Source organism: Streptomyces sp. NPDC101160, assembly GCF_044768205.1.
Taxonomy (GTDB): domain Bacteria; phylum Actinomycetota; class Actinomycetes; order Streptomycetales; family Streptomycetaceae; genus Streptomyces.
In genome coordinates this window covers 63500-88006 of sequence record NZ_JBIWPJ010000006.1, presented here as the reverse complement: position 1 = coordinate 88006, position 24507 = coordinate 63500, and the positions used below count along the sequence as shown (strand labels likewise).

Genomic DNA, 24507 nt, shown 5'->3' with positions numbered 1-24507 from the left:
CCGGTTTCGCCCCGCATCGCGGCTACGCTCACACCCATGAGCTGGCTCCGGGCGCTGAAGGAGACCGCCCGCTCGGGGCTCAGGGTCGAGCGGCAGCGGCTGGAGCCCGCCGTCGCGGCGCGCGGGGCGCTCGGGCTCGCGCTCGTCGTCGGGGTGTCGCTCACATGGTTCGGGCCCGCGGTGGCCGCGTCGTCCGCGTTCGGGGCGTACCAGGCGGCGATCGCGACCTTCCAGCGTTCGTACCGGCCGCGCCCCACCCTCGCGACGGCGTCCGGCGCGAGCCTCGCGGTCTCCACCTTCCTGGGCTATCTGACCGGTGCCCACATCGTCGCCTTCCTGATCCTCCTCGGGCTGTGGACGTTCCTCGCGGGGCTCTCCTGGGCCGTGGGGCCGACCGTCGGCATCATCGCCTCGTCGAACGTGGCGATCATGCTGGTGACCGTCACGCTCCCGACCTCGGTCGCCGCGGCCGCCGGCCACGCCGCGGTGATCGCGCTGGGCGGCCTCGTGCAGGCCGCGCTGATCGTCGCGCTGCCGATCCGCCGCTGGGGCGCCCAGCGGGACGCGCTCGCCGACGCGCTCGCGGCCGAGGCGGACTACGCGCGGCGGCTGTGCGAGAACCCGACCGCGCCCTTCGACCCCGTACCACTGATGACGGCCCGCAGCGCCGCCGCCGTCACCGCGCGCCAGGCCCGCCGCCGCCCCGCCGAGCTGCACGGCGCGCGCGGGCTCGCCGAGCGGATCCGCCCGGTGCTCGCCTCGCTCGCCGACCCCGCGGTCGGCGCGCCCGCCGAGGGCCCGGAGCGCGACCGGGTGCGGGAGCTGCTCGCCGCGGCCGGGGAGATCCTGGACGCCGCCGCGCACGCCATCCGGCACGGCGAACCGGTCGAGCTGCCGCCCGCCGCCCTCGCCGTGCTCCGCACCCCCGACACCGGCGCGATCCTGTCCGGCGCCCCGCGCCGCGCCGCCGTCCGGCTCGCCGCGCTGCTCGAAGACGTCGTGGAGACGGCGGAGCCGCGCACCGAGACCGAGCTCGCGAAGGAACCGGCCGTGGCCGCCGCCCGCAGCCGGCCCGGCCTGCTCCGGCTGGTGCCGGTGGCGCTCGGCACGATGCGGGCCGAGCTGCGGCACGAGTCGCCGGTCCTGCGCCACGCGATCCGGGTCACGGCGGTGGCGACCGCCGGCTACGGCCTCGGCACCGCCCTCCCGCTCGGCCACGGCTACTGGGCGCCCCTGGCCTCCGTGATGGTGATGCGCCCCGACTTCACACAGACGTACGCCCGCTCCGTCGCCCGCTTCGGCGGCACCCTCGTCGGCGTGGCCCTCGCGACGGGCATCGTCCAGGCCGCGCACCCCGGCACGTACCTCTCCGCCGCGCTCGCCGTCGGATGCGCCTTCGCCATGTACCTCCTCATGCGGACGGGCTACGCCGCCGGCCAGGTCTTCGTCGCCGCCTACGTCGTCTTCCTGCTCGGCATGGAGGGCGCGGGCGTCACCCAGACCGTCCGCGAACGCGTCCTCCTCACCCTCCTCGGCGGACTCCTCGCGATGCTGGCGTACGCCGTCTACCCGGCCTGGGAGACCCCGCGGCTGCGCGGCCGGCTCGCCGACTGGCTGAAGGCGGACGGGCGGTACGCGGCCGCCGTCGTCGCCCACTACGCCGAACCGGCCGGCCCCGCCGCCTCCGACGTCCGCGAGGCGCTGCTCGCCACCCGTGCCGCCCGGATCGCCTGGCAGGACGGCGTGGCCCGGGCCACCCACGAGCCGGTGCGCCACCGGGGCCTGTCCCGCGCGGCGGCGGACGACGCCGAACACGCGCTCGCCCAGTTCAGCCGCGTCGCCATGCTCCTGGAGGCCCACCTCCCCGAACGCGGCGCCGAGGCCGTCCCGGCCGCCGCCGCCCTCGCGGAGGCGCTGCGCCGCGCGACGGAACGCGGCGCGAAGGCCGTACGGGAACGCAGGGCGCCGCGCTGGGACGAGCTGCGCGAGACGGTCGCGGCCTGGGCGCGGGGGGAGGGGGCGCCGGACCACTTCCTGCTGCGGAAGGGGGCGGTGCTGCTGCTCGACGCGCTCGACGGGCTGACGGAGGCGCTCGGGCACTGAGGGGCCACCGAGATCGCCGGCCGTCCGTGTCATCCATGCGGGCCGTGGCGGGAGTTGGAAGAGGTGAGGGGCCCTCACCGGAATTCCAGACCCCAGGAGCACTCGTATGAAGAAGCAGTTCGTGGCCGCCGCCGTGGTCGCGGTCGCCACGTTGACCGCCACGCCGGCCCTCGCGGCCACCTCCGTCACGCATGCCGCGGCCTTCGCCACGCATGCCGCCCCCGCCGCCCGGTCCGTGACCGTGGCGCCCGCTCCCGCCGTCCAGGTCGTCCGGTCCGGCGAGCGCGTCGATGCCGGCGGCGGCTGGACGGTGTGGCTGACGCCCGAGGGCAAGCACTGGACCGGCCCGGACGGCTTCGAGAACTTCCGCAGCGTCGTCGACGGCAACATCGACCCGTCCCAGCCCGGCGTCAGCCACCAGTCCGAGGGCGACGCCACCCGCACCTTCCACTCCGGGCTCTACTACGGAACCAGGAAGGCCGGGAAGGTCGTCCTGACCGGTGCGGACGGCCGCAAGACCGCCGCGACCCTCCTCGAACTGCCGGGCCGCCCCGGCTGGGGCGTCTGGTACGTCACCCTGCCCGCCCACCGGGACGGCACGTCCGACGGCGTCCGCGTCACGCTGTACGACCGCGACGGGCGCCTGCTGGCCGAGCTCCCGCCGTTCTGACGCACGTGTACGCGACTCCGGGCACCCGCACGGCCCGGGACGGACAGGCAGGGCCCGGCACGGGGCGGGCCCTGCCCCTGTCCACCAAAACGAGCACGAGGTCCGTCACCGTGGCGCACGCACCCGCCTCCCACGCCGGCGGCGACAGCGACGACGGCTTCGCCGAGTTCGCCGTCGCCGCCTGGCCGCGCCTGGTGCGCACGGCGCAGCTCCTGACGGGCGACTTCCACGAGGCCGAGGACCTGGTGCAGACGACCCTCGCCAAGGTGTACGGGCGCTGGCGGCGCGTCCCGCGCGAGGAGATCGACCTGTACGTGCGGCGCGCGCTGGTGAACAACAACCTCAGCCGGTTACGCCGCAAGCGGGTCGCGCACCTGCTGACCCCGGTCCTCCCGGAGCCGCTGCGGCACGCGTACGCGGGGCACGCCGACGCGGTGGAACAACGCACCGCGCTGATGGGCGCGTTGGCGGACCTGCCGGCACGGCAGCGGGCGGTGATGGTGCTGCGCTACTGGGAGGACCTGAGCGAGCAGGAGATCGCGACGGTCCTCGACTGCTCGATCGGTACGGTCAAGACGCACGCCCGGCGCGGTCTCGCGGCCCTGCGGAACCACCCGGGCCTCACCACCCCCACGAACCCCACAGCCCCCACCGGAGTGCGACGATGAAGGACGACGAGCTCCGCGACCTGTTCGCGCACGCCGTGCGGGACGTCACCCCGGGCCCGGTGCCGCTGGCGGCCGTCCGGCGCCGGGGGCGGGCGCTGCGGCGCCGCCGCACGGTGACGGTCGCGGCGCTCGCGGTGCTGGCGGTCTCGGGCGTCACGACCGTGACGGCCCTGTTCCTGCCGGGTCCCGACCGCCCGGTCGAGCGCCGGGCGGCGGCCGCCTCGCCCTCGCCCGCCCCGGTCAGGGCCACCCCGTCCGCCACGCCCGTCCGGGTCGTACGGCCCGGGGAGCGGGTGGCCGCGGGCCGGGGCTGGACGGTGTGGCTGACGTCCGAGGGCAAGTTCTGGAAGGGGCCCGACGGCATCGAGAACTCCCGCAGCGTCACGGACGGCAACCTGGACACGGCCCGTCCGGGCATCTCGTACCAGTCCGAGGGCAACGCCTCCGGCGCCTTCCACTCCGGCCTCTACTACGGCACCCGCGACGCCGGCCGGGTCGAACTCCGCGGCCCGGACGGCCGCACGACCACCGCGGCCCTGCTCGAACTCCCGGGCCGCCCGGGCTGGGGCGTCTGGTACGTCCACAGCGCCGTCACCGGCCCGACCGTCGTGCTCTACGACCGGAAGGGCGCCCGCCTCGCCGACCTCCCCGGAACACCGACCGGTCGGTAACACGTTGAGTCGCGTAGTCGCTACGCCACCCCTCGTGCACGTGCATCTGCCCGTGCGTCTGCTCATGCAGAGGCATATGAACACAGCTATGATCCGAGGAAGTTGACACCTGCACCAATGACTCGGGGAGCTACCAGTGCACCACGCGCACCACGCGTACAACGGCATGGCGGCCACGGAGCTTCGCGGTGTCGTGTGGCAGAAGAGCCGGGCCAGCAACTCCCAGGGCGCCTGCGTGGAGTTCGCGAAGCTGCCGGGCGGAAACGTCGCCGTGCGCAACTCGCGCCACCCCGACGGCCCCGCGCTCGTCTACACGCCCGCCGAGATAGAGGCGATGCTCGCGGGCGTGAAGGCCGGGGAGTTCGACCACCTGGTGTGAGAGGAAACGTACGAGAGGGCCCCGGTGGCGATCGCCACCGGGGCCCTCTCCGTATGTCCGGGTGTCCGCGCGCTACTCCGGGCCCAGCCGGAACAGCGCCCACACCACCTTGCCGTGCAGCGTCCCCGCGAGCGGGTGCCAGCCCCAGCTGTCGCTGAACGACTCGACCAGGAACAGGCCGCGGCCCGACTCGGCCGCGAAGTCCTCGCCGCCCTCGCGGGCCTCCGGGCTCTCCCGGCTGGGGTCGCGCACGGCGCACACCAGGCGCGAGGCCCAGCGCATGAGGTGCAGCCGCACGGGCGGGTTCTGGCCGTCTTCCGGCGCCGGCTCGGGGCCGGACGGCACGGCGTGCCGCAGCGCGTTCGTGACCAGCTCGGACACCACCAGCGCCACGTCGTCGAAGCGCTCGTCGAGGTCCCAGTTGCGGAGCGTCTGGCTGGTGAACTTCCGGGCGCCGCGCACCGCTTCGTAACGCGGCGGGAGCGCGCAGGAGGCCGAGTTGGAGACGCTCGCGGGATCGATCGGCGGAAGCCCCTGCCTTAACGGCTCGAGCATGGTCGATGTGTTCGTCCCCATGCGAGGCACTCCCGGGAATCGCGACGTGTGGTGCGACAACTGGTGCGACAACGGTGCGGCAACACGAGCGAGTACGCGGCTGCGCGGGCACCATGGTTCCGAATGCGCCGAAGGGATGCAAGGGCAGATGCACGTGCATGCGCCGGACCTGTCCTGCCACGTGCCGATTCTGTGCATAAGTCGTCCACCCCTTCTGCTGAAGCTGCCCGGAACCGGTCCCCTATCCGTAATCGAATGTGTACGCGCTGAAGCGTTTAGTGGCAGAATCCGGGGCTCAGCGGGGACTCGGCGCGGACTCGGCGGGGACTCCACGGGGGCTCGACAGCGAAAAGGGCATCAGGGCAGCACCGTGAAGGGGAGGCTGGAGCCGTGACGGCAGGCGAATCGAGCGGGGCGAGCGGGAGCGTGGTGCGCCGCATCCTGCTGGGCTCCCAGTTGAGGCGACTGCGCGAATCGCGCGGCATCACCCGGGAAGCCGCCGGCTATTCGATCCGGGCGTCCGAATCCAAGATCAGCCGTATGGAGTTGGGAAGGGTGAGCTTCAAGGCCAGGGACGTCGAGGATCTGCTCACGCTCTACGGAGTCACCGAGGACAGCGAGCGCGGCGCGCTGCTCGGACTGGCCCGCGAGGCCAACCTGGCCGGCTGGTGGCACAGTTACGGCGACGTCCTGCCGGGCTGGTTCCAGACGTACATCGGTCTGGAGGGCGCCGCCTCCCTCATCCGCATCTACGAAGTCCAGTTCGTCCACGGCCTGTTGCAGACCGAGGCGTACGCCCACGCCGTCGTCACCCGCGGCATGCCCGACGCCCCGCACGCCGAGATCGAGCGCCGGGTCGCGCTCCGCCTGGAGCGCCAGAAGGTCCTCGTCTCCGAGAACGCCCCCCACGTCCACGCCGTCCTCGACGAGGCCTCGCTGCGCCGCCCGTACGGCGACCGGGCCGTGATGCAGGGCCAGTTGCGGCACCTCATCGAGATCTCCGAGCATCCCAACGTCACGCTCCAGGTCATGCCCTTCAGCTTCGGCGGCCACGCGGGCGAGAGCGGCGCCTTCACGATGCTCAGCTTCCCCGAGTCCGATCTGTCCGACGTCGTCTACCTGGAGCAGCTGACCGGCGCCCTCTACCTCGACAAGCGCGAGGAGGTCGCCCAGTACGGCCGGGTGCTCGAGCGGCTCGCCGAGGACAGCCCGGATCCCGCGGAAAGCCGTGATCTTCTCCGAGGACTCCTCCAACTCTCCTGATACGTCAGTACGATGACGGCACATCAGTGAGACGGCTGTGACTGTGGCTGCGTAGAGCCGCGTACGGCTACGTACCGCGGCGGAGCCGTCTCTTGCCGATTTGCCGACGTCCGCCACCGCGGGCGGGTAAGGGGTCTCGTTCCATGACGACGCCGACGTCCTACTTCACCGAACTGGCGCACCAGTACATCGACGGCGAGTGGAAGCCGGGCAGCGGCTCGTGGGACATCATCGACTTCAACCCGTACACCGGGGAGAAGCTGGCCGCGATCACCGTCGCCACCGCCGACGAGGTCGACCACGCCTACCGGGCCGCCGAGCGCGCCCAGGCCGAGTGGGCCGAGACCAACCCGTACACCCGCCGGCTCGTCTTCGAGCGGGCGCTGCGGATCGTCGAGGACCGCGAGCAGGAGCTCGCCGAGGTCATCGTCGCCGAGCTGGGCGGCACCCGCCTCAAGGCGGCCTTCGAGCTGCACCTCGCCAAGGAGTTCCTGCGCGAGGCGATCCAGCTGGCGCTGCGCCCCGAGGGCCGCATCCTGCCCTCGCCCGTCGACGGCAAGGAGAACCGCGTCTACCGCCTGCCGGTCGGCGTCGTCGGCGTCATCTCGCCGTTCAACTTCCCCTTCCTCCTCTCCCTCAAGTCGGTCGCCCCGGCGCTCGCCCTCGGCAACGCCGTCGTCCTCAAGCCGCACCAGAACACCCCGATCTGCGGCGGCACCCTCGTCGCCAAGGTCCTGGAGGAGGCCGGCTTGCCGGCCGGGCTGCTCAACGTCGTCGTCACCGACATCGCCGAGATCGGCGACGCGCTGCTCACCCACCCGGTCCCGAAGGTCATCTCCTTCACCGGCTCCGACCGCACCGGCCGCCACGTCGCCACCGTCTGCGCCCAGCACTTCAAGCACGCCGTGCTCGAACTCGGCGGCAACAGCGCCCTGATCGTCCTCGACGACGCCGACGTCGACTACGCCGTCGACGCGGCCGTCTTCAGCCGCTTCGTGCACCAGGGGCAGGTCTGCATGGCCGCCAACCGGATCCTGGTGGACCGCAGCGTCGCGGAGGAGTTCACCGAGAAGTTCGTCGCCAAGGTGAAGACCCTGCGGGTCGGCGACCCGGCCGACCCGGCCACCCACATCGGCCCGCTCATCAACCACCAGCAGGCCGAGGCGGTCGCCGCGGTCGTCGAGGAGACCGTCGCCGGCGGCGCGACCGCGCTGCTGCGCGGCTCGGTCGAGGGCAGCCTGGTCTCCCCGACCGTGCTCACCGGCATCGCCGCCGACGCGCCCGTCCTCAGCCAGGAGATCTTCGGCCCGGTGGCCCTGGTCCTCCCGTTCGACGGCGAGGACGAGGCCGTACGGATCGCCAACGACACCCCGTACGGGCTCAGCGGCGCCGTGCACACCGGCGACATCGAGCGCGGTGTCCGGGTCGCCAAGCGCATCCACACCGGCATGATCCACATCAACGACGGCACCGTGCACGACGAGCCGATCGTGCCCTTCGGCGGCGAGAAGCGATCGGGCATCGGGCGGCTGAACGGCGAGGCGATGATCGAGGCGTTCACGACGCAGAAGTGGATCTCGATCCAGCACGGCCGCAGCCGGTTCCCGTTCTAGCCATTCGGAGTCCCCCGGACGCATTAGGACAGCATCTGACCTAGTGGCTCCGTAAGTTGGTCGGTGTCGGGGAAACCCGGCACCGACCAACTTACGGAGGGTGGACAACATGGTGGCTCTTGTTCCCGCGGAGCAGCCCGGCGACGAGCGCGGCGCGTTCCTCAACTTCCTGCGGGCCCAGCGCGAGGCGATCGTCCGCGCGTCCCTCGGCCTCACCGAGGAGCAGGCGGCGAGCCGCCCCAGCGCCAGCGAGCTCAGCCTGTCCGGCCTGATCAAGCACGTCGCCGAGGCCGAGCTCAACTGGCTGTTCATGGCCCGGCAGCAGCCGAACCCGCGCCGGCGCGACGAGTCGACCTGGCACGAGAGCTTCAAGCTCGTGGGCGACGAGACCGTCGAGGAGACGGTCGCCTTCATGGCGGACGTGGCGAAGCAGACGGAGGAGTTCGTCCGGACCGTGCCCAGCCTGGACGACACCTTCCCGCTGCCCGAGGCGCCCTGGTTCCCGAAGGAAGGGCGGGTCTCGATCCGCTGGATGCTGCTGCACCTGGTCCAGGAGCTGGGCCGGCACGCCGGCCACGCGGACATCATCCGGGAGTCCCTGGACGGCAAGGGCTCCTTCGAGCTGATCGAGCTGGAGAAGAAGTCCTCCTAGCCGGTCCGTGACCCGGGCCCCCTAGGCTCGGGGCATGTCAGCGATCCGACTCCTCGTCCTCGGCGCGGTCAAGCAGCACGGCCGCGCCCATGGCTACCAGGTGCGCAACGACCTGGAGTACTGGGGCGCGCACGAGTGGTCCCACGCCAAGCCCGGCTCGATCTACCACGCGCTCAAGCAGATGGCGAAGCAGGGACTGCTGCGGGCCTTCGAGAGCGCGCCGAGCACGGCCGGCGGGCCGCCGCGCGTCGAGTACGAGATCACGGACGCCGGCCGCGAGGAGTACCTGCGGCTGCTGCGCGTGGCCCTGTCCTCGTACGAGCAGGGTCTGGACGTGCGCGCGGCCGGCATCGGCTTCATGGTCGACCTGCCGCGCGCGGAGGTCGTGGAGCTGCTGCGGGCCCGGGTGCGCGCCCTGGACGAGTGGCAGGCCCGGGTCACCGGTTACTACACCCCGGAGGGCGGGCTCGAGCAGCTCGGCCACATCGGCGAGCTCATGCGCCTCTGGGTGTTCTCGGCGGACGCGGGCCGGGCCTGGGCGACCGGGCTGATCGAGCGGCTTGAGGCGGGGGCGTACGTGTTCGCGGGCGAGGGCGGGGAGCCGTTCGTCGGCGTCCTCGCGGACGGCCAGGAGAACCCGTACGCCTGACGCGTGCGCTCCTCAGTGGTGGAAGGAGGTCGCGGCCTCCTTGTCGTGGGTGAACGGGCGCGGCTGGCGGCGCAGTTCGGGGAGCAGCAGCTGCAGGTCCTCGACGAGGAGGTGTGCCAGGTCGGCGGAGAAGCCGTTGCGGCAGACGATCCGCAGCACCGACAGGTCCTCCCGGTTCTTCGGGAAGGTGTACGCGGGGACCAGCCAGCCGTGTTCGCGCAGCCGCCGTGAGACGTCGAAGACGTCGAAGGCGGTCACGTCGTCGGCGGTGGTGAAGGCGAAGACGGGCAGCTGGTCGCCGTGGGTGAGGAGCCGGAAGTCGCCCATGGCCTCGATCCGTTCGGCGAGGCCGCGGGCCACGTCCCGGCTGGTCTGCTGGACCGTCCGGTAGCCCTCCCGGCCGAGCCGCAGGAAGCTGTAGTACTGGGCGACGACCTGGGCGCCGGGGCGGGAGAAGTTGAGGGCGAAGGTGGGCATGTCGCCGCCCAGGTAGTTGACCCGGAAGACCAGCTCCTCGGGGAGTTCGGCGGGCGAGCGCCACAGCGCCCAGCCGACGCCCGGGTACACCAGGCCGTACTTGTGGCCGGAGGTGTTGATCGAGGAGACCCGGGGCAGCCGGAAGTCCCACACCAGCTGGTCGTCGAGGAAGGGCGCGACCATGGCGCCGGAGGCGCCGTCGACGTGCACGGGGACGTCGAGGCCGGTGCGTTCCTGGAGTTCGTCGAGGGCGGCGCAGATCTCGGCGACGGGCTCGTAGGAGCCGTCGAAGGTCGAGCCGAGGACGGCGACGACGCCGATGGTGTTCTCGTCGCAGAGCGCGGCGGCGGAGGCCGCGTCCAGGTGGAAGCGCTCGCCGTCCATGGGGACGAGCCGGGGTTCGACCTCCCAGAAGTTGCAGAACTTCTCCCAGCACACCTGCACGTTGACGCCCATGACCAGGTTGGGGCGGGCCCCCGGGTAGCGGTCGGCGTTCCGCTTCGTCCAGCGGCGCTTGAGGGCCATGCCGGCGAGCATGCAGGCCTCGCTGGAGCCGGTGGTGGAGCAGCCGACCGCGGTCGCCGGGTCCGGTGCGTTCCACAGGTGGGCGAGCATCGAGACGCAGCGGCGCTCCAACTCGGCCGTGCGCGGGTACTCGTCCTTGTCGATCATGTTCTTGTCCCGGCACTCGCCCATCAGCACCCCGGCCTGCGGCTCCATCCAGGTGGTGACGAAGGTGGCCAGGTTGAGCCGGGAGTTGCCGTCCAGCATCAGCTCGTCGTGCACCAGCTGGTAGGCGCTCATCGGCGGCAGCGGCCCGTCGGGCAGCCGGTGGATCGGCGGGGCCTCCGTCATGCCGCCGACCGGGTTGGCCTCGCCGTAGAACGGGTTGAAGGCGAGGCGGCGGAAGGGTTCGGTCTCCTTCTCGTCGGGACCCTTGTGCAGCGCCACGGTGGATTCCTTCCTCGGGGGGCTTGGGTTCAGTGCACGGCGTTGCCGTGCTGGTCGAGTTCCATCTCCGGGCGGCCGGTGACGACCAGCCAGGCGGGCAGGGAGGCAAGGACGAGCAGCGCGACCATCGGTTGCGAGGCGGCGATGACGGCCGCGACGAAGAGGCTCACCCAGCCCTGGCGGGTGTGGGCGAGCAGGATGCCGAGGACGGCCGAGGCGACGGCGACCGTGGGGTGGATCTCGGGGACGAGCGCCTGGGCGAGCAGTCCGAACGAGGCTCCGATGAAGACGGCGGGGAAGACCCGGCCGCCGACGAAGCCGCACGAGGCGGCGACGAGCAGGGCTGCCGACTTCACCAGGGCCAGCTTGGCCAGTTCGCCCGAGTCGTAGGAGCCGATCGACTGGACGAGCTCCTTGGTCTCCGTCAGTCCCTTGAAGAGGGTCAGCTGTCCGCCGAGCGCGCCGAGCAGGCCGAGCACGAGACCGCCGAGCGGCAGCATCAGCATGGGGTGCCTCAGGCGCTGGAACGCCCGGTGGACATGGGGGAAGGCGTAGCCGGAGAGCAGTCCGAAGACGGCGGCGAGGGTGGCGACCACGAGGGCGGCGAGGAGGTCCTCGTAACCGGGGTCGTCCAGCGGGGGCAGTCCCATGTCGAAACTGGGATGGGAGAAGAGCTGGGTGGTCATGGCGCCGGCACCGGCGGCGAGCAGCGGGGCGAACAGGCGGTCCCACAGCGCGACGCCGGACGGCTGGGAGGGCTGGGGCGGCTGGGGCGACTGGGACGGCCGGGTGGCCAGCGCCTCGGAGAGGACGAGCGCGGCGGCCACCGGGGTGCCGAACAGGGCCCCGAAGGTGCCGGCGGTGGCCAGGGAGACCCAGAAGACGCCCGGTACGGCAGGCCGGAGCGTCTTGCCCGCCCAGAAGGTGAGGGCGATGGCGGCGGCGATGGTCGGGTACTCCGGGCCGAGACTGACGCCGCCGGCCAGCCCGAGGGTGCTGGCGGCCAGCAGGCCGGGGACCACGCCCGGCGGGACCGGCGGCCCGCCGAGCCCGCCCTCGGCCGGGTCGGGGCCCGCGTGCCCGTACACCTTCCAGACGACGAGGCCGACCGCGATGCCGGTCGCGGTGAGCATGGCGATGATCCAGAGCGAGGAGTACCGGCCGATGCCCAGCGCGTCCGGAAGGGTGTGCCAGAGCAGGTGCTCGAGCTGGTCGGCGATTCCGCTGATCCCGAGGAACAGCAGGGCCGAGCCCACCCCCACCACGAGGGCGGGCATGATCTGGGGCAGCAGGACCTGCAGCGGCGCCTCGCGGGCGGAAGTCTCGGTGGCCACGAGCCCCACCATAAGTGGGCAAATGCCGCATGACATCCCGAGATTCGGGGCGTCCGAAGAACCGGGCCCGGGCCGGACTTGCACCTCACGTCGCGTCAGGACCCAGGCTGGAGCGCGACCGACGAAGGAAGAGGGGGAGCCGGATGGGCTACGCCGTGGGACGGGTCGCCGGGTTCGCCGGGGTCACGGTGCGCACCCTGCACCACTACGACGCGATCGGGCTGCTCTCACCGAGCGGCCGCAACGCGGCGGGCCACCGCCGCTACGACGACGCCGACCTCGACCGGCTCCAGCAGATCCTGTTCTACCGGGAGCTCGGCTTCCCCCTCGAAGAGGTCGCCGTCCTCCTCGACGACCCGGCCGCCGACCCGCAGGAGCACCTGCGGCGCCAGCACCGGCTGCTCACGGCGCGGATCGGGGAACTGCAGCGGATGGCGGCGGCCGTCGAACACGCCATGGAGGCGAGACGCATGGGCATCAACCTCACGCCCGAGGAGAAGTTCGAGGTGTTCGGCGACAAGGACCCCGAGCGGTACGCGGAGGAGTCCGAGCGCCGCTGGGGCGGCACCCACACCCACGCCGCGACGCAGGCCCGCGTCGCCGGCTACACCAAGGACGACTGGCAGCGGATGAAGGACGAGATCGACGCCTGGGGCGCCGCCTACGGCGCCCTGATGGACACCGGCGCGGCCCCGGACTCCACGGCCGCCATGGACCTCGCCGAGGCCCACCGCGCCCACATCACCCACTGGTTCTTCGACTGCCACCCGAAGATCCACCAGGGCCTCGCCGAGAGCTACGTCTCCGACGAGAACTACCGCGCCTTCTACGACTCGCTCCACGAGGGCCTGGCCGAGCACCTGCGCGCGGCCGTCCACGCGAACGCCCGCCGGCTCGCGCAGACCTCGGCAGAACCGCGGACCTCGCGGACCTCGGAGACCTCGAAGCCCTCGTAAACGCTGTCAGGCGCGCGGCGCGATGACCGCGGCCGTGCCGTACGCGCACACCTCCGTGCCCACGTCGGCGGCCTCCGTGACGTCGAACCTGAACATCAGGACCGCGTTCGCGCCGCGCGCCCGCGCCTGCTCCACCAGCCGCTCCATCGCCTGGTTCCGGGTCTCCACCAGGGTCTTCGTCAGACCCTTCAGCTCCCCACCCACCAGCGACTTCAGCCCGGCGCCGATCTGGCTGCCGATGTGCCGCGAGCGGACGGTCAGGCCGAAGACCTCGCCGATCACCTGCTTCACCTCGAAGCCCGGCACGTCGTTGGTCGTGACCACCAGCACATCCGACTGGCCCGACTGGCCGCCGCCGTAATCCTCGATGCCCATGCGCATCCACCTCCTGATTCCTGATGATCAGCCTGGCGCGGGCGGCGGCGGCGCGCATCCGGGACGGACCCGGACGGGCCCCCGAGAAGTCCGGGCCCCGACCCGTAAGGGCCCCCGCCGGGGGAGCGTGGAACCCGGGGCGTTCACTCCACGTTGATAGCTTGGGGCGGCCGTCCCGTACGACAATCCCCTTGCACGCCCCCCGCCCCCACCGACCGCAGGAGCCCGGAACCCCGTGAACACGCTTGCCCTCGGACCGAGCTGGCTGGATCCGGACTACCTGATCCAGACCTTCGGCCTGATCGGTGTCCTCGTCATCGTCTTCGCCGAGTCCGGCCTGCTCATCGGCTTCTTCCTGCCCGGTGACTCGCTGCTCTTCACCACCGGCCTCCTGGTCACCACCAACAAGCTGGACTACCCGCTGTGGGCGGTGTGCGCGCTCGTGGTCCTGGCGGCCGTGCTCGGCGACCAGGTGGGCTACCTCTTCGGCCGCAAGGTCGGCCCGTCCCTCTTCAAGCGCCCCGACTCCAAGCTCTTCAAGCAGGAGAACGTGGAGAAGGCGCACGCCTTCTTCGAGAAGCACGGCCCCAAGTCGCTGATCCTGGCCCGCTTCGTGCCGATCGTCCGCACCTTCACGCCGATCATCGCCGGCGTCAGCCGGATGAACTACCGCTCCTTCATCACCTTCAACGTCATCGGCGGCCTCCTGTGGGGCGCCGGCGTGACGCTGCTCGGCTCCGCGCTCGGCAAGATCGAGTTCGTCCACAAGCACATCGAGCTGATCCTCGTCGCGATCGTGCTCATCTCCGTGATCCCGGTCGCCATCGAGCTGCTGCGCGCCCGCGCCCAGTCCAAGAAGAACCCGGACCAGAACGCCCACGGCGACCACGACGCCCCCGGCACCCCGGCCCGCGGCCGCCACGCCAAGCGGTAGGAGCGCCCGCTCCAAGCCGGCTGGAAGCCGCGCGTACGCTTGTCAGCCCGCCGGGCCGCCGCGCGCGGCGCCTGAGGCTCCGATCCCGTCAGAGGTCTCGCGCGGCGCCTGAGGCTCCGGTCTCGCCAGAGGCCGCGCCCGGCGCCCGCGGCCCCCGGGTCCCGCCGGAAGGCCGCGCGCGGCGCCTTGGGCTCCGGTCTCGCCAGAGGCCGCGCCCGGCGCCCGCGGCCCCCGGGTCCCGCCGGAAGGCCGCGCGCGGCGCCTTGGGCTCCGGTCCCGTCCGAGGTCTCGCACGGCGCCTGCGGCCCCCGGGTCCCGCCGGAAGGCCGCGCCCGCCGCCCGCAGCCCCCGGCCCCGCTAGAAGCCGCGCGTGCGCTTGGCGGCCCGCCGGGCCGCCGCCGCGCGCGGCGCCTGCATGAAGAGGCGGGCGAGCTCGCCACCGAGGTTCACGCCGATCGCGATCGCCAGCGCCAGCGCCGCCGCCTTCGCCAGCGAGGCGAAGCCCTGGTCCAGGTTGTTCTGGGCGATCGCCAGCACACCGAAGTACGTCGCCGAACCGGGCAGCAGCGGACCGATCGCCGCCGTCACGTACGGCAGCGACGACGTGTGGTGATAGCGCGCCGCCAGCTGCCCGAAGAGGCCCACCAGACCGGCCGCCACCGCCGTCGCCATCACCGCCGACCCGCCCGCCGTCACCGCGATCGACGCGTACACCACCCACGCCACCCCGCCGTTCAGCGTCGCGAACAGCACCGTCGCCCGCGACTGCTGCAACAGGACCGCGAAGGTCGCGCACAGCACCATCGACGCGGCGAGCTGCACCCACGGCCGCTCCACCGCCCGCAGCGCCCCCTCCGGGTTCAGCTCCGCCCCGAACTGCACCGCCAGGTACAGCACCGACAGCACGCCCACCACGATCGCCACGAAGAAGTAGCCGACCTCGAGCAGCCGGGCCGAGGCCGTGATGTAGAAGCCGGTCAGCCCGTCCTGCACCGCCGCCACCAGCGCCCGCCCCGGAATCAGCGCGAACAGGCCACCGGTGATCACCGCCGACGGCCGCAGCTCGGTGTGCGCGACCGACAGCGCCACACCCACCGCCGCCGGCGGCATCGCCGCCACCAGGAACTGGTAGAACTCCGGCAGCCCGCGCCCCGCGAACAGCCACGCCAGCCGGTCGCCCAGCATCGCGCCCAGCGCCGCCACGAAGAACACCGTCGGCCCGCCGCCCAGCAGCACCGAGGCCGCGCCCGCGAGCACGCCCGCCGCCAGCGTCAGCGCCCAGCCCGGATACGGATGCCGGTTGCGGCGAATCTCCGCGAGCCGCCGGTACGCCTCCTCCGGCGCCACCTCGTGGTCCGGGTCGTTGATGTCCGCGACCAGCTGGTACACCGCGGCCAGCCGCGTGTAGTCGGTGCCCCGCCGCCGCACCGTACGGTTCGCCGTCACCGGGTCGTCCACCAGCGACGGCTGGTACGTGACCGACAACAGCGTGAAGGTCACCGTCGGCTCGCAGCGGTCGAGCCCGTACGACCGGCAGATCGCGAACATCGCCGCCTCGACGTCCTCCGCGCCCTCCCCGCCCGCGAGCAGCAGCTCGCCGATACGCAGCGTCAGGTCGAGCACGCGCGGCACCGGCGGCCCCGACTCGCCCGCCTTCCGCGGCGCCTCCGGCACCGGCCGCTCGGCCAGCGGCAGCCGCAGCATGGTCCGCATCCGGTCCTGCCAGGGCGCGTCGTCCGGCAGCATCACCTGCGGTATCCCGTACGCCGGAGTGAAGGCCGGCGGCGAGCTCTTCGCCGAGTACGTCGACGGCGGAGCGAAGGCGGAACCTTCCTGCTCCGGCGCCGGCTCGGCCGCCAGGCCGTCCGGCAGCGCGAACTCCGAGGTCGGATGCTCCTCCTCCGGCGGCTCGGGCGGCGCCACCCCGGCCGGCGGGACGAACGCGCTGCGCGCCTCGTCCGACTGCGGCTTCCGGTCCTCCGGGGCCTCCTCGGGCCCGTTCGGCTGCGCCACCACTGTCCTCGCCCCTCGTCCTCGCTCGTCCCGACCCGAACAATCAAGCCAAGTATGAATGCGCGAAGGGCGGTGCACCTCGGTAGGTGCACCGCCCTTCACAGGCTCGTCAGAGCGGGGACTCAGTGAGCGCCCTGCTCCTTGAAGCGCTGGTACGACTTCTCGATCTCGGCCTCGGCCTCGGCGCGACCGACCCAGTCGGCGCCCTCGACCGACTTGCCCGGCTCCAGGTCCTTGTAGACCTCGAAGAAGTGCTGGATCTCCAGGCGGTCGAACTCGGCCACGTGGTGGATGTCGCGCAGGTGCTCCATGCGCGGGTCCGTCGCCGGGACGCACAGCAGCTTGTCGTCGCCGCCGGCCTCGTCCGTCATGCGGAACATGCCGATGGCGCGGCACTTGATGAGGCAGCCCGGGAACGTCGGCTCGTCAAGGATGACCAGCGCGTCCAGCGGGTCGCCGTCCTCGCCGAGGGTGTTCTCGACGTAGCCGTAGTCCGTCGGGTAGGCGGTCGAGGTGAAGAGACGGCGGTCCAGGCGGATCCGACCGGTCTCGTGGTCGACCTCGTACTTGTTCCGCGATCCCTTGGGGATCTCGATGAGAACGTCGAACTCCACGGGTGGATCTCCTCCTGAATCAACACATGTCAATGCTCGCGACGACGCGCGGTGGTTAAGTGTCTCTCACGCACGCTCTTGATCGCGAAAGGGGCTGGTCATCACATGCCGGAGCCGAGAACCTGGCAGGTCGTGGCGGGCTCCGCCGTGCTCGGTCTGGCCCTGGCCGCCGGAGCGGTGGCCGTGGCCGGCCCGTGGGACTCCGGTCAGCGTAAGGCCGAGCGGGCCCGCGCGGTCACCGCCGACGCCCGAGGTGGCGCACATCACGCGGGCGCCCCCGGCGACGCCGCCCCGCACCGCCCGGCCCCCGCCCCCAGCGCCTCCGGCGTCCTGCGCGCCCTCAGCCCCGCGGAAGCGGCGAGGACGACCACCCGCACGGGCGACGACCTCGCCGCCGTCCTCGTACCCCTGCTCGCCGACCCCGGCCTCGGCCCGCTGCGCACCGCCTCCGTCGTCGACACCGAGACCGGCCGCCAGCTCTACGGAGAAGGCGCCGGCACCCCCATGACGCCCGCCTCCGTCGTCAAGATCGCCACCACCGCCGCCGCGCTCTCCGCCCTCGGCCCCGACCACCGCATCACGACCCGCACGGTCGCCACGCCGGACGGCCGTACCGTCACCCTCGTCGGCGGCGGCGACCCCACCCTCGACCGGGCCCGCCTGAAGGCCCTCGCCGACGCCACCGCCCGCGCCCTCAAGGCCCGCGGCACCGGCTCCGCCACCACACCCGTACGGCTGGCCTACGACACCAGCCTCTACCAGGGCCCCGCCCTGCACCCCATCGGCCCCAACGAGAACATCGCCCCGCTCAGCGCCCTCATGACCGAAGAGGGCCGCCTCGACCACAGCCACAGCGGCCCCGCACCGCGCACCGCCGACCCGGCCGGCGACACCGCCGCCGCCTTCGCCCGCCTCCTGAAGAAGGCCGGCGTCACCCTCCAGGGCGACCCCACGCCCGGCAAGGCCCCCGGCGGCCCCCAGGCCGCCCTCCTCGCCCGCACCGACTCCGCGCCCCTCGCCGACCTCGTCGAACGCACCCTCACCCACAGCGACAACGACCTCGCCGAGGCCCTCGCCCACCAGACCGCCCTCGCCCACAAGCAGCCCGCCAGCCTCGCCGGCGGAGACAAGGCCGTCCACGACGAACTCGCCCGGCTCGGCCTCCCGCTGGCCGGCACCCGGTTCGCCGACGGCAGCGGCCTCGACCGGCGCGACCGCGTCTCCGCCGCCCTGCTCACCGGCATCCTCACCCGCGCGGCCGACCCCGCCCACCCCGAACTGCGGCCCGTCCTCACCGGACTGCCCGTCGGCGGCTTCAGCGGCACCCTCGCCGGCCGCTTCGACGACGGCCCCGCCGCCGTCGGCGCCGGCCTCATCCGCGCCAAGACCGGCACCCTCACCGGCGTCAACACCCTCGCCGGCACCGTCGTCACCACCGACGGCCGCCTCCTCGCCTTCGCCTTCCTCGCCGGCCGTACGAGCTCCCCCGACGCCGCCCAGGCCGCCCTCGACCGGCTCGGCGCCGCCCTGGCCCCGCCCCGCTGAGCCCCCCTCCCACCCTCCTCGCCGTCCCAGCCCGAGCCGACCCGGACCCGCCCCGGACCCGCCCCGGACCCGCCCCGGACCCGTCGCTGACCCGTCCCTGACCCGGGCGAATACTCGCCCGAACCCTCACCGAACGGGCGCCGAGAACGTACGGTTGACGCATGACGAGCATCGGTGGTGCAGGGACATCGGGGATGGTCGACTGGAATCTCGCCGTCGCGACGGCGACCCGGCTGGTCCGCCCGGGCCCGGAGGTGAGCCGGGAGGAGGCACGCGACGTCGTCGCCGAGCTCCGCAGACACGCCAGGGCCGCCGAGGAACACGTCCGCGCCTACACCCGGATGATCCCCGAAGGCCACGACGCCGACGACACACCCGTCCTCGTCGTCGACCGCGCCGGCTGGATCAAGGCCAACGTCGCCGGCTTCCGCGAACTCCTCACCCCACTCCTCGACAAGATGAAGGAACGCCGCTCCACCACCACCGGCGGCACCATGCTCAACGTCGTCGGCGGCAAGGTCACCGGCGTCGAACTCGGCATGCTGCTCTCCTTCCTGGCCTCCCGCATCCTCGGCCAGTACGAGACCTTCGCCCCCGCCACCCGCGAACTCCCCGCCGGCACCACCGGCGGCGGCCGCCTCCTCCTCGTCGCCCCCAACATCGTCCACGTCGAACGCGAACTCGAGGTCGACCCGCACGACTTCCGGCTCTGGGTCTGCCTCCACGAAGAAACCCACCGCACCCAGTTCACCGCCGTCCCCTGGCTCCGCGACCACCTCCAGGGCGAGATCCAGTCCTTCCTCGCCGCCACCGACATCGACCCCTCCACCGTCGTCGAACGACTCCGCGAAGCCGCCCAGGCCCTCGCCGGCGGCAACCGCCCCGAAGGCGAACAGGGCGAACCCGGACCCAGCATCGTCGAACTCGTCCAGACCCCCGAACAACGCGAGATCCTCGGCCGCCTCACCGCCGTCATGTCCCTCCTCGAAGGCCACGCCGACCACGTCATGGACGGCGTCGGACCCGACGTCGTGCCCTCCGTCGCCGAGATCCGCGAGAAGTTCCAGCAGCGCCGCGCCCGCGGCGCCTCCCGCCTCGACCTCGCCCTGCGCCGACTCCTCGGCCTCGACGCCAAGCTCCGCCAGTACCGCGACGGCGAACGCTTCGTCCGCGCCGTCGTCGACCAGGTCGGCATGGACGGCTTCAACCGCGTCTGGACCTCCCCCAACACCCTCCCCACCAAGGCCGAGATCGCCAATCCGGCCGACTGGGTGGCGAGGGTGCACCGTAAGGCAGACTCATGAGACGGATGTGTCGCACGACGGAAGAACACCCCACCAATCACCCGTCCGAGGGACCGTAGACGGCGGGTGGGGCGTGCAATGCTCGGGTAACGGCCAGGTTCTGTCACCATCGACGCACTCTGAGTGACCGAACCCCCACTTCCGACCGTTAAGACTCCGACCGAGGCACCCCACTCTCTCCACGAAGGGCACCGGACATGGGTCCCCATCCTGCGGTCGCGGCGATACGCCTGGCGGTCCGCCGCGTACTCCACGACGTCCTCACCGAACACACCCCCCAGCACCCCGCCGAGCACCCCGACGAGCGCTCCCCCCAGCGCCCCGGCACACCCACCGGCACCCAGCCCCTGGTGCTCGTCGCCTGCTCCGGCGGCGCCGACTCCATGGCACTCGCCTCCGCACTCGCCTTCGAAGCCCGCAAGCTCCCCCTGCGCGCCGGCGGCATCACCGTCGACCACGGCCTCCAGCACGGCTCCGACCAACGCGCCCGCGAAGTCGCCGACCGCATGACCGCCCTCGGCCTCGACCCCGTCGAAGCCGTCGCCGTCACCGTCGGACGCGACGGCGGACCCGAAGCCGCCGCCCGCGACGCCCGCTACGCCGCCCTCGACGCCGCCGCCGAACGCCACGGCGCCACCGCCGTCCTCCTCGGCCACACCCGCGACGACCAGGCCGAGACCGTCCTCCTCGGCCTCGCCCGCGGCTCCGGCATCCGCAGCCTCTCCGGCATGGCCGCCGTCTCCGGCACCGCCGGCCGCTACCGCCGCCCCTTCCTGGAGCTCGACCGCCAGACCGTACGCAAGGCCTGCATCGCCCAGGAACTCGCCGTCTGGGACGACCCCCACAACGCCGACCCCGCCTACACCCGCAGCCGGCTCCGCCACGAAGGCCTCCCCGCCCTCGAGAAAGCCCTCGGCAAAGGCGTCGTCGAAGCCCTCGCCCGAACGGCCCAGCTCTCCCGCGACGACGCCGACGCCCTCGACGCCTGGGCCGCCGACGTCGAGACCGCCGTACGCGACGAAGCCGGCCGCCTCGAATGCGCCAAGCTCTTCGGCCTGCCCCCCGCCGTACGCCGCCGCGTCCTGCGCCGCGCCGTCATCGCCGAGGGCGCCCCGGCCGGCTCCCTCTTCGCCCGCCACATCGAAGAAGTCGACCGGCTCGTCACCGGCTGGCGCGGCCAGGGAGCCATCAACCTGCCCGGACGCGTCGAGGCACTGCGGCAGGGTGGCAGACTGGTCATTCGGCAAGGCTGACCGCAAAGTCGCAAGCTGCAACGAAAGTGACCCGGGTGAACGAGAAGGACATGGGCACCGACCTCCAGTCGGTGCTCATCACCAAGGAAGAGATCGACGCGAAGCTCGCCGAGCTCGCCGCGAAGATCGACGCGGAGTACGCGGGCAAGGACCTGCTCATCGTGGGCGTCCTCAAGGGCGCCGTGATGGTGATGGCGGACCTGGCACGCGCCCTGTCCAACCCCGTCACCATGGACTGGATGGCCGTCTCCTCCTACGGCGCCGGCACCCAGTCCTCCGGCGTGGTCCGCATCCTCAAGGACCTCGACACCGACATCAAGGGCCGCCACGTCCTGATCGTCGAGGACATCATCGACTCGGGCCTGACCCTGTCGTGGCTCCTGTCCAACCTCGGCTCCCGCGAGCCGGCCTCCCTCGAGGTCGTCACCCTCCTGCGCAAGCCGGAGGCCGCCAAGGTCGCCATCGACGTCAAGTGGATCGGCTTCGACATCCCCAACGAGTTCGTCGTGGGATACGGCCTGGACTACGCCGAGAAGTACCGCAATCTCCCCTTCGTCGGCACCCTCGCCCCGCACGTCTACGGCGGCTGAGGACCTCTTTTCCGCAGGGGAACCCGCGCCGCTCTCCCTCCGTTGAACCAAGCAGAAGCGAGGGAGGACGGCCGCGGGCGCCCATGCTGGGGTACCGTCCGAAGAACAGCTTTTTCACACCGCAGCTACTCACAGCAGCACTCACCTACGGGCAGGAGGGACGGGGCGACTAGCGCGCCCCGTATGGATGGACGTGAAGCGATACTTCCGTGGGCCGGTCATGTGGATCGTGCTGGCCGTCCTCGCCGTGGTCGTGCTGATGCAGGTTGTCGGCTCGTCCGAGGGCTACAAGACGGTGGACACCGGCAAGGTCGTCCAGGCGATCGACAAGAACCAGGTCAAATCCGCACAGCTCACCACCGGTGACGAGCAGGTCGTCAAGATCACGCTTGTCGACGGCCAGAAGATCGACAAGAGCGGCAAGGTCCAGGCCAGCTACATCGGCACCCAGGGCGCCGACCTGGCCGACAAGCTGCAGGAGAAGTTCGAGGCGGGACAGATCGAGGGCGGCTACACCGTCTCCCCGACCAAGCAGTCCCCCTTCATCTCGGTCCTGCTCTCCCTGCTGCCCTTCGTCCTCATCGTGGTCGTCTTCCTCTTCCTGATGAACCAGATGCAGGGCGGCGGCTCCCGCGTCATGAACTTCGGGAAGTCCAAGGCCAAGCTCATCACCAAGGACACCCCCAAGACGACCTTCGCCGACGTCGCGGGCTCGGACGAGGCCGTCGAGGAACTCCACGAGATCAAGGAATTCCTCCAGGAGCCGGCCAAGTTCCAGGCCGTCGGCGCCAAGATCCCCAAGGGCGTGCTGCTCTACGGCCCGCCCGGAACCGGCAAGACCCTCCTCGCCCGCGCCGTCGCCGGCGAGGCCGGAGTGCCGTTCTACTCGATCTCCGGCTCCGACTTCGTCGAGATGTTCGTCGGCGTCGGCGCCAGCCGCGTCCGCGACCTCTTCGAGCAGGCCAAGGCCAACGCCCCGGCCATCGTCTTCGTCGACGAGATCGACGCGGTCGGCCGCCACCGCGGCGCCGGCCTCGGCGGCGGACACGACGAGCGCGAGCAGACCCTCAACCAGCTGCTCGTCGAGATGGACGGCTTCGACGTGAAGGGCGGCGTCATCCTGATCGCCGCCACCAACCGGCCCGACATCCTCGACCCCGCCCTCCTGCGCCCCGGCCGATTCGACCGGCAGATCGCCGTCGACCGCCCGGACATGCAGGGCCGCCTGGAGATCCTCAAGGTCCACCAGAAGGGCAAGCCGGTCGCCCCGGACGTCGACCTCGGCGCCGTCGCCCGCCGCACCCCCGGCTTCACCGGTGCCGACCTCTCCAACGTCCTCAACGAGGCGGCGCTCCTCACCGCCCGCTCGGACAAGAAGCTGATCGACAACAAGGCGCTCGACGAGGCCATCGACCGCGTCGTCGCCGGTCCGCAGAAGCGGACCCGGATCATGTCGGACAAGGAAAAGAAGATCACCGCGTACCACGAGGGCGGCCACGCCCTGGTCGCGGCGGCCTCGCCGAACTCCGACCCGGTCCACAAGATCACCATCCTGTCCCGCGGCCGGGCCCTCGGCTACACCATGGTCCTGCCCGACGAGGACAAGTACTCGACCACCCGCAACGAGATGCTCGACCAGCTCGCCTACATGCTGGGCGGGCGCGCCGCCGAGGAACTGGTCTTCCACGACCCGACCACCGGCGCCGCCAACGACATCGAGAAGGCCACCGCCACGGCCCGCGCGATGGTCACCCAGTACGGCATGACCGAGCGGCTCGGCGCCATCAAGTTCGGCGGCGACAACACCGAGCCCTTCCTCGGCCGCGAGATGGCGCATCAGCGCGACTACTCGGAAGAGGTCGCCGCGCTGGTCGACGAAGAGGTCAAGAAGCTCATCGAGACCGCGCACAACGAGGCGTGGGAGATCCTCGTCGAGAACCGTGACGTCCTCGACAACCTGGTCCTGGCGCTCCTCGAGAAGGAGACCCTGGGCAAGGAGGAGATCGCCGAGATCTTCGCCCCCATCGTCAAGCGCCCGGCCCGCCCGGCCTGGACCGGCTCGGCCCGCCGCACCCCGTCCACCCGCCCGCCGGTCCTCTCCCCGAAGGAGCTGGCCCTGACCAACAGCGCCAACGGCTCCTCGGCCGCCACGACCCCGGTCGACACCACCAAGTCGCTCGAGATCGCCCCGGAGGACACCCCGGAGCCGTAGGCTCCACGGATCCCGGACGGGTACCGGAATGGAAGCCGCGCCCCCACAGGTTCTAGCCTGTGGGGGCGCGGCTCTTTTCGCGCCAAGTCAGACAGACGGAACGAGGCACAGATGACCGACCCGGTGACGCTGGACGGCGAGGGCACGATCGGCGTTTTCGACGAGAAGCGCGCCGAGAACGCCGTACGGGAGCTCCTCATCGCGGTCGGTGAGGACCCGGACCGCGAGGGACTGAGGGAGACGCCTGCACGCGTTGCACGTGCATATCGCGAACTCCTGTCGGGGATGCGTCAGGAGCCAGAGGATGTCCTGACCACGACTTTTGACCTCGGGCACGACGAAATGGTCCTCGTGAAGGATATTGAGCTCGTTAGCTTCTGCGAACATCATTTGCTCCCGTTCCATGGTGTAGCGCACGTGGGCTACATCCCTGCGGAGAGCGGCAAGATCACGGGCCTGTCCAAGCTGGCCCGACTCGTCGACGTCTTTGCACGGCGTCCGCAGGTGCAGGAGCGGCTGACGACCCAGGTCGCCGATTCGCTGATGAAGATCCTCGACGCGCGGGGTGCGATCGTCGTGATCGAGGCCGAGCACATGTGCATGTCGCTGCGCGGCATCCGTAAGCCGGGCGCGAAGACGACGACCTCGGCGGTACGTGGCCAACTTCGTGACGCTACTACACGTGCCGAGGCTATGTCCCTGATATTGGCCCGTTAGTAGCGGACT

General features: G+C 71.9%; 23 protein-coding genes. 17 read left to right on the top strand and 6 right to left on the bottom strand.

The window, feature by feature from the left end:
• The first annotated feature begins 36 nt into the window (after positions 1 to 36).
• The 5 genes from ACIRSU_RS19780 (at position 37) to ACIRSU_RS19760 (ending at position 4491) form a co-directional block, all read left to right on the top strand.
• A complete protein-coding gene (locus ACIRSU_RS19780) occupies positions 37 to 2103 on the top strand; it encodes an FUSC family protein (RefSeq protein ID WP_403793787.1) in 2067 nt (688 codons plus the stop codon).
• A 106-nt stretch (positions 2104 to 2209) separates the two neighbouring features.
• On the top strand, positions 2210 to 2773 hold the full coding sequence (locus tag ACIRSU_RS19775) for a hypothetical protein (RefSeq protein WP_403793785.1): 564 nt from the start codon (positions 2210 to 2212) through the stop codon (positions 2771 to 2773).
• A gap of 110 nt (positions 2774 to 2883) precedes the next feature.
• Entirely contained in the window at positions 2884 to 3441 is a 558-nt protein-coding gene (locus ACIRSU_RS19770) for a SigE family RNA polymerase sigma factor (RefSeq protein ID WP_403793783.1), read from the top strand.
• Entirely contained in the window at positions 3438 to 4112 is a 675-nt protein-coding gene (locus ACIRSU_RS19765; RefSeq protein ID WP_403793781.1) for a hypothetical protein, read from the top strand. The genes ACIRSU_RS19770 and ACIRSU_RS19765 overlap by 4 nt, the downstream gene beginning before the upstream one ends.
• 166 nt (positions 4113 to 4278) lie before the next feature.
• Complete coding sequence (locus ACIRSU_RS19760; protein ID WP_403794872.1) at positions 4279 to 4491, top strand: DUF397 domain-containing protein; 213 nt, start codon at positions 4279 to 4281, stop codon at positions 4489 to 4491.
• 72 nt (positions 4492 to 4563) lie between these two features.
• On the opposite strand, the gene ACIRSU_RS19755 is transcribed toward ACIRSU_RS19760, so the two are convergent.
• Positions 4564 to 5067 carry an ATP-binding protein gene (locus tag ACIRSU_RS19755; protein ID WP_403793779.1) on the bottom strand — a complete coding sequence of 168 codons (504 nt, stop codon included), beginning with the start codon at positions 5065 to 5067 and terminating at the stop codon, positions 4564 to 4566.
• Between the two features lie 369 nt (positions 5068 to 5436).
• On the opposite strand from ACIRSU_RS19755, the gene ACIRSU_RS19750 reads away from it, so the two are divergent.
• The 4 genes from ACIRSU_RS19750 (at position 5437) to ACIRSU_RS19735 (ending at position 9223) form a co-directional block, all read left to right on the top strand.
• Positions 5437 to 6309: a helix-turn-helix domain-containing protein gene (locus tag ACIRSU_RS19750; RefSeq protein ID WP_403793777.1), complete on the top strand. Its 873-nt coding sequence runs from the start codon at positions 5437 to 5439 to the stop codon at positions 6307 to 6309.
• 143 nt (positions 6310 to 6452) lie between these two features.
• On the top strand, positions 6453 to 7922 hold the full coding sequence (locus tag ACIRSU_RS19745; protein WP_403793775.1) for an aldehyde dehydrogenase family protein: 1470 nt from the start codon (positions 6453 to 6455) through the stop codon (positions 7920 to 7922).
• Between the two features lie 109 nt (positions 7923 to 8031).
• Entirely contained in the window at positions 8032 to 8574 is a 543-nt protein-coding gene (locus tag ACIRSU_RS19740) for a DinB family protein (RefSeq protein WP_403793773.1), read from the top strand.
• A 34-nt stretch (positions 8575 to 8608) separates the two neighbouring features.
• Positions 8609 to 9223 carry a PadR family transcriptional regulator gene (locus ACIRSU_RS19735; RefSeq protein WP_403793771.1) on the top strand — a complete coding sequence of 205 codons (615 nt, stop codon included), beginning with the start codon at positions 8609 to 8611 and terminating at the stop codon, positions 9221 to 9223.
• 12 nt (positions 9224 to 9235) lie between these two features.
• On the opposite strand, the gene ACIRSU_RS19730 is transcribed toward ACIRSU_RS19735, so the two are convergent.
• Complete coding sequence (locus ACIRSU_RS19730; RefSeq protein WP_403793769.1) at positions 9236 to 10651, bottom strand: glutamate decarboxylase; 1416 nt, start codon at positions 10649 to 10651, stop codon at positions 9236 to 9238.
• A 29-nt stretch (positions 10652 to 10680) separates the two neighbouring features.
• A complete protein-coding gene (locus tag ACIRSU_RS19725) occupies positions 10681 to 11985 on the bottom strand; it encodes an ion channel protein (RefSeq protein WP_403793767.1) in 1305 nt (434 codons plus the stop codon).
• 143 nt (positions 11986 to 12128) lie between these two features.
• Here ACIRSU_RS19725 and ACIRSU_RS19720 point away from each other — a divergent pair, with 143 nt between their 5' ends.
• Positions 12129 to 12941 (top strand): MerR family transcriptional regulator, encoded by an 813-nt coding sequence (locus ACIRSU_RS19720; RefSeq protein WP_403793766.1) that lies wholly within the window; start codon positions 12129 to 12131, stop codon positions 12939 to 12941.
• 6 nt (positions 12942 to 12947) lie between these two features.
• On the opposite strand, the gene ACIRSU_RS19715 is transcribed toward ACIRSU_RS19720, so the two are convergent.
• The gene (locus ACIRSU_RS19715; protein WP_403793764.1) at positions 12948 to 13316 is read right to left on the bottom strand and encodes a YbjQ family protein; all 369 of its coding nucleotides are present in this window, start codon (positions 13314 to 13316) and stop codon (positions 12948 to 12950) included.
• A 235-nt stretch (positions 13317 to 13551) separates the two neighbouring features.
• Here ACIRSU_RS19715 and ACIRSU_RS19710 point away from each other — a divergent pair, with 235 nt between their 5' ends.
• The gene (locus ACIRSU_RS19710) at positions 13552 to 14250 is read left to right on the top strand and encodes a DedA family protein (RefSeq protein WP_403793762.1); all 699 of its coding nucleotides are present in this window, start codon (positions 13552 to 13554) and stop codon (positions 14248 to 14250) included.
• A gap of 357 nt (positions 14251 to 14607) precedes the next feature.
• Here ACIRSU_RS19710 and ACIRSU_RS19705 read toward each other — a convergent pair whose 3' ends face one another.
• Both ACIRSU_RS19705 and ACIRSU_RS19700 read right to left on the bottom strand, forming a co-directional pair.
• On the bottom strand, positions 14608 to 16266 hold the full coding sequence (locus tag ACIRSU_RS19705) for a threonine/serine exporter ThrE family protein (RefSeq protein WP_403793761.1): 1659 nt from the start codon (positions 16264 to 16266) through the stop codon (positions 14608 to 14610).
• A gap of 119 nt (positions 16267 to 16385) precedes the next feature.
• Positions 16386 to 16877, bottom strand: a complete 492-nt coding sequence (locus ACIRSU_RS19700) for an inorganic diphosphatase (RefSeq protein WP_403793759.1) — start codon at positions 16875 to 16877, stop codon at positions 16386 to 16388.
• A 105-nt stretch (positions 16878 to 16982) separates the two neighbouring features.
• Between ACIRSU_RS19700 and dacB the strand changes: the two genes are divergently transcribed.
• From dacB to folE, 6 genes are all read left to right on the top strand, one after another.
• A complete protein-coding gene (gene dacB, locus ACIRSU_RS19695; RefSeq protein ID WP_403793757.1) occupies positions 16983 to 18422 on the top strand; it encodes a D-alanyl-D-alanine carboxypeptidase/D-alanyl-D-alanine-endopeptidase in 1440 nt (479 codons plus the stop codon).
• Between the two features lie 161 nt (positions 18423 to 18583).
• On the top strand, positions 18584 to 19726 hold the full coding sequence (locus ACIRSU_RS19690) for a zinc-dependent metalloprotease (protein ID WP_403793755.1): 1143 nt from the start codon (positions 18584 to 18586) through the stop codon (positions 19724 to 19726).
• Positions 19727 to 19923: 197 nt separating this feature from the next.
• Positions 19924 to 20979 carry a tRNA lysidine(34) synthetase TilS gene (tilS, locus tag ACIRSU_RS19685; RefSeq protein WP_403793753.1) on the top strand — a complete coding sequence of 352 codons (1056 nt, stop codon included), beginning with the start codon at positions 19924 to 19926 and terminating at the stop codon, positions 20977 to 20979.
• A 50-nt stretch (positions 20980 to 21029) separates the two neighbouring features.
• Positions 21030 to 21569 (top strand): hypoxanthine phosphoribosyltransferase, encoded by a 540-nt coding sequence (gene hpt, locus ACIRSU_RS19680; protein WP_403794870.1) that lies wholly within the window; start codon positions 21030 to 21032, stop codon positions 21567 to 21569.
• Between the two features lie 187 nt (positions 21570 to 21756).
• On the top strand, positions 21757 to 23781 hold the full coding sequence (ftsH, locus tag ACIRSU_RS19675) for an ATP-dependent zinc metalloprotease FtsH (protein ID WP_403793751.1): 2025 nt from the start codon (positions 21757 to 21759) through the stop codon (positions 23779 to 23781).
• Between the two features lie 111 nt (positions 23782 to 23892).
• Positions 23893 to 24498: a GTP cyclohydrolase I FolE gene (gene folE, locus ACIRSU_RS19670; protein WP_403793749.1), complete on the top strand. Its 606-nt coding sequence runs from the start codon at positions 23893 to 23895 to the stop codon at positions 24496 to 24498.
• Positions 24499 to 24507: the final 9 nt, after the last annotated feature.

Coding starts and splice junctions, on each gene's coding strand:
- ACIRSU_RS19735 (WP_403793771.1), top strand. CDS start 8,609: ATGTCAGCGATCCGACTCCTCGTCCTCGGCGCGGTCAAGCAGCACGGC.
- ftsH (WP_403793751.1), top strand. CDS start 21,757: ATGGACGTGAAGCGATACTTCCGTGGGCCGGTCATGTGGATCGTGCTG.
- ACIRSU_RS19720 (WP_403793766.1), top strand. CDS start 12,129: ATGGGCTACGCCGTGGGACGGGTCGCCGGGTTCGCCGGGGTCACGGTG.
- ACIRSU_RS19715 (WP_403793764.1), bottom strand. CDS start 13,316: ATGGGCATCGAGGATTACGGCGGCGGCCAGTCGGGCCAGTCGGATGTG.
- ACIRSU_RS19760 (WP_403794872.1), top strand. CDS start 4,279: ATGGCGGCCACGGAGCTTCGCGGTGTCGTGTGGCAGAAGAGCCGGGCC.
- ACIRSU_RS19780 (WP_403793787.1), top strand. CDS start 37: ATGAGCTGGCTCCGGGCGCTGAAGGAGACCGCCCGCTCGGGGCTCAGG.
- ACIRSU_RS19745 (WP_403793775.1), top strand. CDS start 6,453: ATGACGACGCCGACGTCCTACTTCACCGAACTGGCGCACCAGTACATC.
- ACIRSU_RS19775 (WP_403793785.1), top strand. CDS start 2,210: ATGAAGAAGCAGTTCGTGGCCGCCGCCGTGGTCGCGGTCGCCACGTTG.
- tilS (WP_403793753.1), top strand. CDS start 19,924: ATGGGTCCCCATCCTGCGGTCGCGGCGATACGCCTGGCGGTCCGCCGC.
- folE (WP_403793749.1), top strand. CDS start 23,893: ATGACCGACCCGGTGACGCTGGACGGCGAGGGCACGATCGGCGTTTTC.
- ACIRSU_RS19765 (WP_403793781.1), top strand. CDS start 3,438: ATGAAGGACGACGAGCTCCGCGACCTGTTCGCGCACGCCGTGCGGGAC.
- hpt (WP_403794870.1), top strand. CDS start 21,030: ATGGGCACCGACCTCCAGTCGGTGCTCATCACCAAGGAAGAGATCGAC.
- ACIRSU_RS19755 (WP_403793779.1), bottom strand. CDS start 5,067: ATGGGGACGAACACATCGACCATGCTCGAGCCGTTAAGGCAGGGGCTT.
- ACIRSU_RS19690 (WP_403793755.1), top strand. CDS start 18,584: ATGACGAGCATCGGTGGTGCAGGGACATCGGGGATGGTCGACTGGAAT.
- ACIRSU_RS19740 (WP_403793773.1), top strand. CDS start 8,032: ATGGTGGCTCTTGTTCCCGCGGAGCAGCCCGGCGACGAGCGCGGCGCG.
- dacB (WP_403793757.1), top strand. CDS start 16,983: ATGCCGGAGCCGAGAACCTGGCAGGTCGTGGCGGGCTCCGCCGTGCTC.